Annotated in this window: 1 pseudogene; it reads left to right on the top strand. The window is 75.8% G+C overall.

Going from position 1 to position 798, the window contains the following annotated elements:
• A pseudogene (locus M878_RS48150) lies at positions 1-263 on the top strand (type II secretion system F family protein); the annotation flags it as partial.
• Positions 264-798 lie beyond the last annotated feature (535 nt).

Raw genomic sequence — 798 nt, 5'->3', positions numbered from 1 at the left:
ACCGGTTGGAGGCGGCCCTGCGGGCCGAGCGGGACCAACGCTCGGACTTGCACGCTCAGTTGGCGGGCGCCCGGGCCACCACCGTACTGCTCGCCGTCCTGCCCGCCCTCGGCCTGCTCCTCGGCTCGGCCCTGGGCGCGGCTCCCCTCCATGTGCTGCTCCACACCGGCCCCGGCCTCGCCTGCCTCACAGCCGGGTCGGCGTTCGAGGCGGCCGGGGTGTGGTGGGCGGTGTGGATCGTGCGGCAGGCAGGGGCTGTGTGAGGAGGAGTGGTGAGTGAGCGGAGTGGTGTGAGGGGGGAGCGGTGTGAAGGGCGGGTGCGAGATGCGGTCAGCGGTCCGGGGACGTGCCGCGCCGAGCAGGGCGGGCGGTGCGAGGAGTGGTGCGCGGGGCGGTGAGCGCCATCCGGTGCGCTGCCCGGGACGTGCGGGGAGCGGGAGCGGTGTGAACGGGGGGAGCGGTGCACGGGGCGCGATGGATGCCTCGGGCTGGGACGTGTGGGGGGAACGGGCGGTATGAGCGGGGAAGTTGTCCACAGGTTGGGGATGGTCGGGGGTGTGACGCCGGCTCTCGGCTGGGTGGCTTGGCGGTTGGACCGGGTCCGGCGCCGGCGCCGGGCACGACGGCGGGTGGCTGAGCTGCTGGGCCGGGAAGTTCCGGTACCCAGGCCGCGGTTCGCAGTGGCGGACGCCGCGCGGCGGTGGCTGCCACCGGCCGGGGCGGTGTGCGGCGCCTGGGTCCTGGTCGGGGGTGTGGCCGGGGCCATGCTGGGGCTGGGGACCGGGGTCGTGCTGTGGC

Origin of the sequence: Streptomyces roseochromogenus subsp. oscitans DS 12.976, from assembly GCF_000497445.1 — a bacterium.
In the GTDB taxonomy this organism is placed as follows: domain Bacteria; phylum Actinomycetota; class Actinomycetes; order Streptomycetales; family Streptomycetaceae; genus Streptomyces; species Streptomyces oscitans.
Note: the sequence above shows the minus strand (reverse complement) of the source record. Positions and strands in the feature narration are given on the sequence as shown.